Here is an 11,367-nt window from a genome sequence, read left to right on the forward strand (position 1 = left end):
TTTTTTAATTTTAAGCAGTTCCATCTTCAAACAAATCACCAATTGTACCACCTTCATCATCTGCAGAAGGAGTAAAATCTAGTTCGTCATCAACTTCCGGTTCCTCTTCTTCCGGTTCGGGAACTGTGATATTGATTGTTTTTACTTTAAATTTTGTAAACTGATTTCCGATGGCTTTAATTCCTTTTACACCGATGAATTCGTCTATGTTTATAGTTTCAGGATCACGCTCTTTACCTTTATCTTTTGCAAAAATGATTTCGGCAGTCGATCCGTTTGATACTAAAATTCTTTCTATGAAAGACTTGGGATGTTCAGACGGCATAAATGTCTGCGGGTTAGTTGTATTTTCAAGCAAAAACCGTTTGATGAAATACATATCTTTTTCTCCGTCATAATAAATACAGGTGATCGGTTGTTGCGGTCTCCACTTTTCCAGAACAATATATTCATCATCAAAACGGTTTCCAAGGTCAAAACTGATCAATTTTGCTTCGCCGTGAGAATTGATGGTTAAAATTTTATCATCGCCTTTAAAGCTTCCCAGTAAAGTTCCTCTCACGTCTGCATTCAATCTTCTGACGGTATCATCAAACCAGATTTTTCGGGGTGCCAAAGTGGAAACACCTTCTTCTTTTAAATCAACTTTTTTCACAGAATACTTCGTGACCAAATTCCCTTTTGAGTCACGACCTTTGATTCCTATTTCAGAGAAATCAATATCCATTTTATTTTTTCTGATTCTTGGGTTTGGTTTTAAAAGAACCGTTACAGTTTCTGCTTCTCCGTTAGGATTTGCCGAAAAATAAAGGGTTTCTGAACCTCTTGCATCTGATGCCAAACGATAATCTGTATTTCTCGTCACGCCTGTTACCGAAAAACGTTTCATATAATAAGGACCTCTGCATTCCTTCACGGTAGATCATGTTGTAGACTGTGCGCTTATCGTTTTTCTTCCAGATAGCTACGTGCAGAATGTCTTTTCCGATGAATGTTTTGGCTTCCACCTTTACGACTTTCATGCTTCCGTCTTTTCGGAATGTAATGATGTCATCAATATCAGAACAATCAAATAAGAACTGATCTTTTCTTAATGAAGTTCCTACGAAACCTTCTTCAAAATTGGCATAGAATTTCTCATTCGCTACGGCAACTTTTGAAGCATCTATGGTATCAAAAATCCTCAGTTCGGTTTTTCGCTCTCTTCCTTTTCCGTATTTTTTCTGAATATTCAGATAATAATCAATGGCATACGCAATCAAGTTTGCTAAATGATGTCTTACCTGCTCTATTTTACCTTCGAGGGATGCAATATTTTCTTTAAATTTATCTAAATCGAATCTGGAAATTCTTTTAATTCTAATTTCTGTCAGTCTCAGAATATCTTCTTCCGTAACTTCTCTTAAAAGATGTTTAGTGTGAGGTTTTAAACCGTTTGCAATAGTTGTCAAAACATCTTCCCAGCTTTTTACTTCTTCAATATCGTGATAGATTCTGTTTTCGATAAAAATCCTTTCCAATGAAGAAAAATGCCAGCTTTCCTGTAATTCATTCAGTTCAATTTCCAGTTCTTTTTTTAGCAATGAAACCGTATGATCGGTATTCATTCTTAAAATCTCGGAAACATTCAGGAACATGGGTTTATCACCAACAATTACGCAGGCATTTGGCGAGATCGTTACCTGGCAATCGGTAAATGCGTACAAAGCATCAATCGTTTTGTCGGGCGAAACTTCGTTGTGAAGATAAATCAGAATTTCAACTTTATCTGATGTATTATCTTCAATTTTTTTAATTTTAATCTTTCCTTTTTCATTGGCTTTAATGATCGAATCAATCAGATCACCTGTATTTTTAGAAAAAGGAAGTTCAGAAATCATCAAAGTATGCTTGTCTACCTGAGAAATCTTGGCTCTGGCTCTTACTTTTCCGCCTCTGTGCCCGTCGTTGTATTCTGAAACATCAAGAAAACCTGCCGTAAGAAAATCAGGGAAAATTTCAAATTTTTTCCCTTTTAGATGAGCAACAGATGCATTAATTAATTCATTGAAATTATGCGGAAGAATTTTTGTAGAAAGCCCAACCCCGATTCCTTCAACACCCTGCGCCAGAAGCAACGGAAATTTCACCGGTAAATCAACCGGCTCATTATTTCTGCCGTCATATGATTTTGACCATACCGTAGTTTTTGGATTAAAAACTACTTCAAGAGCGAAAGGAGTTAATCTTGCTTCAATATATCTTGCCGCCGCCGCAGAATCTCCTGTGTAAATATTTCCCCAGTTTCCCTGAGTGTCGATCAGAAGTTCTCTCTGCCCTATTCCTACCATTGCATCGGTAATAGAAGCATCACCGTGAGGATGGTATTTCATCGTATTTCCGACGATATTGGCGACTTTGTTGTATCGGCCATCTTCCAATTCACGCATCGAATGCATAATTCTACGCTGAACAGGTTTGAAACCATCATAAACAGACGGAATGGCTCTATCTAAAATTACATAAGATGCATAATCCAGAAACCAGTCTTTGTACAGTCCTGAAACTTTTTTTAAGCTTTCGCCTTCGTGAGCGTTTTCTTCTATCATTAAGGTCTTCTTTCTTTATTTTCTTTGATCACTTTACTGAGTGAAAATTTCAAATCGTTGATTTCTTTTTTCGTTAAATATGCGATTTCATATTTCAAGATAGTAGCACCATTGTTTTTACTGGAAATATGAAGATACAATCTCTTGATAAATAAGATATTTATTATCTCATAGCTTATCAATTTATATTTCGGAAACTCGTCGCTGAGATCTTTATTCAAAAACGGAATGATATTTCGGTTTCTGAGATGAAGCACTTCACCATCACTGTCATACTCAAAAATATGCCGACCTGCGAGGTAGTAAAATATTAATAAAATAAATGGAACTATAATCAGTAAATAACTTTCTATTCCTAAAATATCAAACTTGTTTTTTTCTAATATAAATAGGGTAATACCCAGTAAAAACATCATTATCAGGAAGCTGTTAAAAAAATTATAAAAAGGCATTTTGGTTCGGTTACTTAATCTCATCTTTGTTTGTGTTTGTTTGTGTTTTTGTTTGTTGTGTTTATGTATTCTATCTAAATTTCTTTTTCTTCGCTCATTATTTCTTTTACATCTATATTTGTATCTTCCACAACCAGATTTTCCAAAATAAAAATCTGTCGGTCTGGTGTATTTTTTCCCATATAAAACTCAAGCAACTGCTCGATTGTCTGATCTTTCCCAAGAACTACAGGTTCTAAACGAATATCTTTTCCAATGAAATTTTTAAATTCATCAGGCGAAATCTCTCCCAAACCTTTAAAGCGTGTAATCTCAGGATTTTTGCCCAACTCATTCAATGCTTTCACTCTTTCTGCTTCAGTATAACAGTATCTCGTTTCTTTTTTATTTCTGACTCTAAATAGCGGAGTCTGAAGGATGTATAAATGACCATTTTTAATCACATCCGGGAAAAACTGCAGGAAAAAAGTAATCATCAATAATCTGATGTGCATTCCGTCTACATCGGCATCCGTAGCGATAATCACCTGATTGTACCTTAAATCTTCAAGACTTTCTTCAATATTCAAAGCGGCTTGCAGAAGATTAAATTCTTCATTTTCATACACCACTTTTTTAGTTAAACCATAGCAGTTCAGTGGTTTTCCTTTTAACGAAAACACAGCCTGAGTTTCTACATCTCTTGATTTTGTGATAGAGCCAGATGCAGAGTCTCCTTCGGTAATAAAAATCTGGGTTTCAGCTTTTCTTTCGGCTTTCTGATCGTTGTAATGTTGTCTGCAATCACGAAGTTTTTTGTTATGGAGCGAAACTTTTTTTGCTCTTTCTCTTGCCAGTTTCTGAATTCCTGAAAGCTCTTTTCTTTCTCTTTCTGAGATTAATATCTTCCTTTGAATGGCCTCAGCAATCTCTGGATTTTTATGCAGGAAATTATCTAGCTTACTTTTTAGGAAATCAATAATGAATATTCTCACCGTAGGGCCATTGGGGCCGATATCGTTGGAACCTAATTTTGTTTTCGTCTGAGATTCAAAAACCGGCTCTTCGACATTGATGGAAATTGCTGCAACAATAGATTTTCTTATATCGGAAGCGTCAAAATTCTTATTAAAAAACTCACGAATGGTTTTTACATACGCTTCACGGAAAGCATTCAAATGAGTTCCACCCTGCGTTGTATTTTGTCCGTTAACAAAAGAAAAATACGTTTCCGTCTGAGATTTATCGGTATGTGTGACTGCCAATTCAATATCTTCATCTCTTAAATGAATAATCGGATAAAGCACATCGCTTTCTAATTCTTCTTGCAACAAGTCTTTAAGACCATTTTCAGAAAAGAAAGTTTCACCATTGAAGAGAATTTTTAATCCCGGATTCAGATAAGAATAATTCCGGAGCATTCTCTCGATATATTCTTTTCTGTATTTAAAATGAAGAAAAATATCAGCATCAGGAATAAATGAAATCTCCGTTCCGTTTCGGTCTGAAGTTTCTTTTTCGGTATGATCTTCGGTAATGATTCCTCTTGAGAATTCTGCTATTTTCATCTTCCCTTCACGGAAAGAGCGTACGCGGAAATAATCTGAAAGTGCGTTCACTGCTTTAGTTCCTACACCATTCAGACCTACTGATTTTTTGAAGGCTTTGCTGTCGTATTTTCCACCCGTATTCATTTTAGAAACGGCATCAACCACTTTTCCCAAAGGAATTCCACGGCCAAAATCACGAATCGTAACTTTCCCGTCGTCAACTTTTATTTCAATTCTCTTACCAGATTTCATTCTGAACTCATCAATCGAGTTATCGAGAATTTCCTTCAGCAAAATATAGATACCGTCATCCGCAGACGAGCCATCGCCCAACTTCCCGATGTACATACCGGGACGTAAACGAATATGCTCCTGCCAATCGAGGGTTCTGATGTTATCTTCAGAATATACAGGGTTTATTTCTTGTGACATAAGTAATTTCAGCAAACATACAAAAGTACAAAATAGAACAAAAATATCCCAATAATTAGCTTCGTTTTTTACTATGTTGATATAAAACAAACTTTTAATTCTATTATAAAACAAATTTTAATAGTACACCTCATTAAATTTCAAAAAATAATGTACATTCGAATGAAGTAAAAATTTCCAGTTCATGATACACCTTCCTTTTTCTAAACTTTCAAATGTCGGAACCACTATTTTCAGTCAGATGACACAATTGGCAAACGAAAACGAAGCCATTAATTTATCTCAAGGCTTTCCTGATTTCATGCCAGATTCTGAATTATTGGATTTCGTGAATCATTATATTCAAAAAGGGTTTAATCAATATGCTCCAATGGGAGGAATGATGGGTTTAAAGGAAGAAATTGCAAGAAAAATTGAAAATTCTCATCAGGCGATTTACCATCCGGATTCAGAAATCACGATTACTGCCGGTGGAACTCAGGCCATTTTTACTACCATTGCCACATTTATAAAAAAGGATGATGAAGTCATCATTTTCGAACCTGCGTATGATTGTTATGAACCCACGGTTGAACTTTTTGGAGGAGTCGTAAAACGTTTTGAAATGAAAGCTCCGGATTATGAAATCGATTGGAATGCTGTGAAAAATCTGGTTTCGGAAAAAACGAAAATGATCATTTTAAATAATCCAAACAATCCATCAGGAAAGATTTTAAAAGAAACTGATATTCAGGAATTAATTAAAATTGTAAAAAACACTTCAATCCTGATCTTAAGCGATGAAGTGTATGAAAATATTATTTTTGACGGAAAAGAACATTTAAGCATCTGCAAATATCCGGAACTTAAAGAAAGAAGTCTTTTAATAGCATCTTTTGGAAAGCTTTTTCATGTTACAGGCTGGAAAATCGGATATTGTGCAGCTCCGAAAGCGCTGACAGACGAGTTTAGAAAAATCCATCAGTTTAATGTTTTCTCCGTCAACACACCGATTCAATTGGCATTGGCAGAATACATGAAAAATGATGAACATTATTTAGATTTACATAAATTCTTTCAGACAAAAAGAGATTTTCTGAGAGAAGGATTAGCTCAAACTTCATTTGAGCTGCTGGATTGTGAAGGAACCTATTTCCAGGCTTTGAAATATGATAAAATTTCAGATCAATCAGATTTTGATTTTGCCAAAGAATTAACGGTAACCCATAAAGTGGCAACAGTTCCGTTTTCTTCTTTTTACAAAAATAAAATGAATGAAAATGTGATCAGATTATGCTTTGCCAAAAAGCAGGAAACTTTGGAAAAAGCGATTGAGAATCTAGCTAAATTGTAATAAAAAATCTTTCACAGATTGAGTGGATTACGCAGATTAATTTCAAAATCTACTTCATTGCTCAATCTGTGAGAGAAAATAATTTATTTAAAAAAACATTCCGCCCGAAGCTTCAATTCTCTGTGCGGTAATCCAGCGAGCGTCTTCTGTACAAAGAAATGCTACTACTCCACCAATGTCATCCGGTAAACCCGCTCTGCCTAAAGCTGTATTTCCTGCGATCATGGAGTTTATGTTTTCATCATCTCTCGTTCTGCCACCGCCAAAATCGGTTTCAATTGCTCCGGGAGCAACGACATTGACTTTTATTTTTCTGGAACCTAATTCTTTCGCCATATATTTTGTCAGCATTTCAACCCCTGCTTTCATCGAACCGTAAACCGATGATCCCGGTAAAGCAAATCTGGCTAATCCTGAAGAAATATTAATGATTCCGCCACCATCATTGATGAACGGCAAAAACTTTTGTGTTAAAAAGAACACCCCTTTGAAGTGAATATTAAACATATCATCAAGCTGCTCTTCAGTTGTTTCCATGATGGGTGAATACAATGCCGTTCCTGCATTGTTGATCAGATAATCAATATTTGCATTACCGTTAGCTTCTTTTAAATGACTGGTTACATTTTGAATGAATGGCTCAAAACTTTTAATATCTCTTGTATCTAACTGAAAAGCTGCTGCATTTCTTCCCAGAGCTTTTATTTCGTTTACTACATTTTCAGCTTCTTCTTTGTTACTATGGTAAGTGATGATCACATCCAGACCTTTCTCAGCTATTTTCAATGCTGAATTTTTTCCTAATCCACGGCTTCCGCCCGTTATTAATGCTACTTTTGCTGTATTCATTGTATTAATATTTTTATTGAGACAAAGTTCTGCAATTTGATCATCCATTTATTTGCTTCAATCAATCTGAAATTTGCATAATTCAAATCATGAACGAAATTCCAAGGGTGCAAATGAAGTTTTTCGCTTAAAAAAATTGGAAAAATGAGCAATCTCTTCAAATCCCAAAGCGTATGAAATTTCAGAAACGTTCCATTTGGTTTGCTTTAAAAGAATTTTTGCTTCCTGAACGATGCGGTCTGCAATAAATTCAGTGGTTGTTTTTCCTGTACTTTCTTTTAAATTTTTGTTTAAATAATTTACATGAATTGCCAGTCTTTCCGCATAATCTTTGGCAACTTTCAGCTGAATTCTCTGGTCGGGAGATTCTATGGGGAACTGCCTTTCCAGCAATTCGATAAACAAAGAAACAACACGAAGCGAAGCATTGTGAGAGGTTGAAGTTTTTGTGGCGGGCTGTAATTTTTGTCCGTAATGAATCAATTCAAAAACATAATTTCGAATCAAATCATATTTGAAAGCATAATCAGAATCGATTTCTTTTTTGATTTTTGAAAACAGCATCTCGATTTCATCTGCCATTTCATCATCAATTTCAAAAACAGGGAAAGCTCCCGGTTGAAAAAGAGGAAGTTCCTCTAAAACATTCTGAGATTGGTTTTTATTAAAAAAATCATCGGTGAAAACACAAAAACTTCCCTTCTGATTTTCATCTTCAGGAACATAATGATACGGAACTTTCGGTGTTGCGAAAAGTAAAGCATTCTTTTTGATAGAAATCACTTTATCAGCATATTCAGCTCTGTTTTTCCCTCTGATCAGACTGATTTTATAATATTTTCTTCTGTTGTAAGGCATTTCAGAAGTTTTCTTAACATTGGCAATCGTTTGAGCAATATCAAAGACATTAAAATGACCGATATCTTTGTGAAGACCTTTTGGAAAGATAGTTTCCATATCTTTCCCCAGCATTTTTGCCATTTCACCGTAAAAATCTTCTAATGAAGCGTGAGCTATTTTTTCCATGATGCGGAATTTGTATAATTCAAATATACAGTGTTTAAGTAAAAAACAATTATTTTTAAATTATATATCCACCGCCAATTTTCAAAATCCATTTCCCATCTTTGTATTCCGCAGAATAATCGCTCATACTGCTGGTTCCCCAAGTTTTAATATAAAAAATATCAGGATTGTTTTTATTTTTCCTGATTTTATCGATTCTATGTCTGGACACATCAGTAATTTTCACATAGCTTGTTTGTGATTTTAAATCTTCCGGTGCAAACAAAACATGGTATTTAGGATTTATCTGATGAAAGTAATCGCAATCACTGATAAAAACTTCAAAAAAGTAACTGTGATCACGAAGGTTTTCATCCCCATAATCGGGGAGTAATTCTTCGTAAAGTTGGGTGAATTTATTTTTTTCAGATGCAAACATCGGGTTGAGATCTTTAAAATCAACAATTCCGTCGCCGTCTGAATCTTTATTATTCGGTTTTAAACCAAAACTGTTTTCAAAAATATCATTATAACCGTCTTTGTCAGAATCTTTCATTAAATCTTCCAATCTGATCTTAAACAATTTACCGTCTTCGATAGCAGAATAATCATCATATCCCGGAAGTCCTGCAACTTTCACGATTTTTACCAAGCTCCCTTCAAGTTCTAAAAAGCCATTATTAATAATTGGTTTTGTCTGGATTTTGTTAAGATAATAATGGCTGAAACTTAATCCTAAAAAATAAGCATCTGCTTTACTCTTATCTATTTTTAACAGCCAAAAACCTAGGTTATTTTTCCCTAAGCAATATTGAGTATTTCCGACACGCTGTTTATAAGAAAATGAAAACTGACCACTAAATTTCTCTTTAAAATATTGATACTCTTCCTTGTCCTTTTTCCATTGAATCTCATCTAATTTTTCGTCCTGAAAATTATATTCACTTTCGATACTGTCCTGCTTAAAAGGCCTATAAATTTTTAAACTTACCACCTCAAGATAATCTGGTTTACTTTCAAGTATTTGCTTAGACGTAAATGGCTTTTCTTCCTTGTAAATATTCTCTTCTTTCTTTTCAATAAAACAATTTTCTTCAGGAGTTTTTGAGCATGATACAAAAAATAAGATCAACAGTAAAAACATCGAATATTTCATTTAAAAATTTTTATAAATATAGCAAAAACGCTCCCAAATTCATGGAAGCGCTTTTTAAAATACTATAACTAACTTTTAATACTTTTAAACATTAAATCTGAAGTGCATAATATCACCGTCCTGTACGATGTATTCTTTTCCTTCAACAGAAAGCTTTCCGGCTTCCTTTACCTTGGCTTCAGTACCGTAATTCACGTAATCGTTGTACTTGATTACTTCTGCACGGATGAATCCTTTTTCAAAATCGGTGTGAATGACACCTGCAGCTTGAGGCGCCGTCCATCCTTGTCCGATAGTCCAAGCTCTTACCTCTTTTACTCCAGCCGTAAAATATGTTTGAAGCTTTAATAAATCATACGCTTTTCTGATCAGACGATTGACACCCGGCTCTGTTAAGCCCAATTCTTCCAAGAAAATTTCTCTTTCTTCGAAAGTATCTAATTCATTAATATCTGCTTCAATCTGAGCAGCTAAAACAACTAATTCAGCTTTTTCTTTCTGAGCCATCTCTTCGATCTTGGCAATCCATTCGTTTCCGTTTTTGATAGAATTTTCGTCTACATTACAAACGTAAAGTACAGGTTTGTTGGTCAACAACTGCACATCTGCTATAACGGATGCTGCAAAATCATCCATCGGGAATTCTCTTGCATTTTTACCGTCTTCGATAAATTTTTCAAGATTATGAAGCGTTTCATAAGTAAGAATATCTTCTTTCTTTCCGGATTTGATGAATTTTTTAGCTTTTTCGACTGCTTTTCCAACAGTTTCCAAATCTTTCAGCTGAAGCTCGATGTCGATAATTTCTTTATCTCTCAACGGATCTACAGAACCTTCAACATGGATAATATTTCCGTTTTCAAAACATCTTAAAACATGAATAATCGCCTCGCATTCTCTGATGTTGGCAAGGAATTGATTTCCCAGACCTTCACCTTTGCTCGCTCCTTTTACCAAACCTGCAATATCAACGATCTCTACAAAAGCAGGCAAAACTTTTTCAGGATTTACCAGTTTTTCAAGCTCAAATAATCTCTGATCCGGTACAGAAACCGTTCCTAAGTTTGGCTCAATTGTACAGAATGGATAATTGGCTGATTGCGCTTTAGCATTGCTTAAGCAGTTAAAAAGAGTTGATTTACCTACATTGGGTAAGCCTACGATTCCACATTTCATAACGAAATTTTATTTTAATTTATGGTTATGCAACCTTTCGGTTTCATATTTTAAATTGCTTTTGACAATCGGCTCATGGCTTTTTGCTTCTGACAATTAAAGGTGTGCAAAGATAGTAATTTTAAGCGATTTTCATCCGTAGATATTTATTGTTTTTAAAAATCATCTATAATCTACCATCGTCATTCGTATTTATATTTACCAATCATTGCGATTTCATAATAAAAAAATCTGCCAAGAAATGACAGATTTTCAAAAATAATAATTTATCGTTGTGCTTTTATGGGTTTGCACCGGTAGCATCTTGTGCCAGTTCGGCATCATCCGGAAGGGTTTCCAAAGTTTTATCCAGTGTGAATAAAGATTCGTCACTTGCTCTGTCTCCACCTGCAATTTTCAGTTTATCAATTAAATTCATGGCAAATGTTTCCTCTTCAATTTGTTCTTTTACGAACCACTGTAGAAAATTCCAGGAAGCCCAATCTTTTTCTTCAAAAGCAATATTGACTAAGTTATATATTGCCGTTGTATTATCTACTTCGTGTTGAAAAACAAGGTCGAAACAATGAGTAAGGCTTGTAGGTTCTTGACCTGGTGAGGGAAGTTCAGTTATTTTCGGCTTTCCGCCTCTGTTGAGAACGTACTGCATAAATTTCACGGCATGATCTCTTTCTTCCTGAGCATGACGGAAAAGAAAGTTTGAAATTCCACCATACCCTTTATCAGCAGCCCAAATTCCATAAGAAAAATAAACTCTTGATTGTAAATCTTCGGTATTCATCTGGTCGCTTAGAGCTTGTTCCAGTCTTGGTGAAAGTCTGTTTGTATTCATAATTGTATATATTAG

8 protein-coding genes and 1 pseudogene are annotated in these 11,367 nt (G+C 34.9%); 1 reads left to right on the top strand and 8 read right to left on the bottom strand.

The features are described 5' to 3' along the window. Nucleotides 1–10: 10 nt before the first annotated feature. From ACZZZA_RS14600 to ACZZZA_RS14610, 3 genes and pseudogenes are all read right to left on the bottom strand, one after another. Nucleotides 11–2,588: pseudogene (locus ACZZZA_RS14600) on the bottom strand (DNA gyrase/topoisomerase IV subunit A). Next, the gene (locus tag ACZZZA_RS14605) at nucleotides 2,588–3,064 is read right to left on the bottom strand and encodes a hypothetical protein (protein WP_463432964.1); all 477 of its coding nucleotides are present in this window, start codon (nucleotides 3,062–3,064) and stop codon (nucleotides 2,588–2,590) included. Before ACZZZA_RS14605 ends, ACZZZA_RS14600 begins: the two are co-directional and overlap by 1 nt. A gap of 50 nt (nucleotides 3,065–3,114) precedes the next feature. After that, nucleotides 3,115–5,001: a DNA topoisomerase IV subunit B gene (locus tag ACZZZA_RS14610; protein ID WP_463432966.1), complete on the bottom strand. Its 1,887-nt coding sequence runs from the start codon at nucleotides 4,999–5,001 to the stop codon at nucleotides 3,115–3,117. A gap of 184 nt (nucleotides 5,002–5,185) precedes the next feature. On the opposite strand from ACZZZA_RS14610, the gene ACZZZA_RS14615 reads away from it, so the two are divergent. Next, nucleotides 5,186–6,334 (top strand): methionine aminotransferase, encoded by a 1,149-nt coding sequence (locus ACZZZA_RS14615; RefSeq protein ID WP_463432968.1) that lies wholly within the window; start codon nucleotides 5,186–5,188, stop codon nucleotides 6,332–6,334. A gap of 87 nt (nucleotides 6,335–6,421) precedes the next feature. On the opposite strand, the gene ACZZZA_RS14620 is transcribed toward ACZZZA_RS14615, so the two are convergent. From ACZZZA_RS14620 to ACZZZA_RS14640, 5 genes are all read right to left on the bottom strand, one after another. Further along, nucleotides 6,422–7,183, bottom strand: a complete 762-nt coding sequence (locus ACZZZA_RS14620) for an SDR family NAD(P)-dependent oxidoreductase (protein ID WP_463433792.1) — start codon at nucleotides 7,181–7,183, stop codon at nucleotides 6,422–6,424. An 87-nt stretch (nucleotides 7,184–7,270) separates the two neighbouring features. Next, on the bottom strand, nucleotides 7,271–8,209 hold the full coding sequence (locus ACZZZA_RS14625; protein ID WP_463432970.1) for a helix-turn-helix domain-containing protein: 939 nt from the start codon (nucleotides 8,207–8,209) through the stop codon (nucleotides 7,271–7,273). 55 nt (nucleotides 8,210–8,264) lie between these two features. Further along, nucleotides 8,265–9,344: a hypothetical protein gene (locus tag ACZZZA_RS14630; protein ID WP_463432972.1), complete on the bottom strand. Its 1,080-nt coding sequence runs from the start codon at nucleotides 9,342–9,344 to the stop codon at nucleotides 8,265–8,267. An 84-nt stretch (nucleotides 9,345–9,428) separates the two neighbouring features. Beyond that, nucleotides 9,429–10,520, bottom strand: coding sequence for a redox-regulated ATPase YchF (gene ychF, locus ACZZZA_RS14635; protein ID WP_463432974.1), 1,092 nt, complete (start codon nucleotides 10,518–10,520; stop codon nucleotides 9,429–9,431). A gap of 280 nt (nucleotides 10,521–10,800) precedes the next feature. Next, nucleotides 10,801–11,352, bottom strand: coding sequence for a ferritin (locus ACZZZA_RS14640; protein WP_463432976.1), 552 nt, complete (start codon nucleotides 11,350–11,352; stop codon nucleotides 10,801–10,803). Between the last annotated feature and the right edge of the window lie 15 nt (nucleotides 11,353–11,367).

It is taken from the genome of Chryseobacterium sp. AC405b (assembly GCF_979258685.1).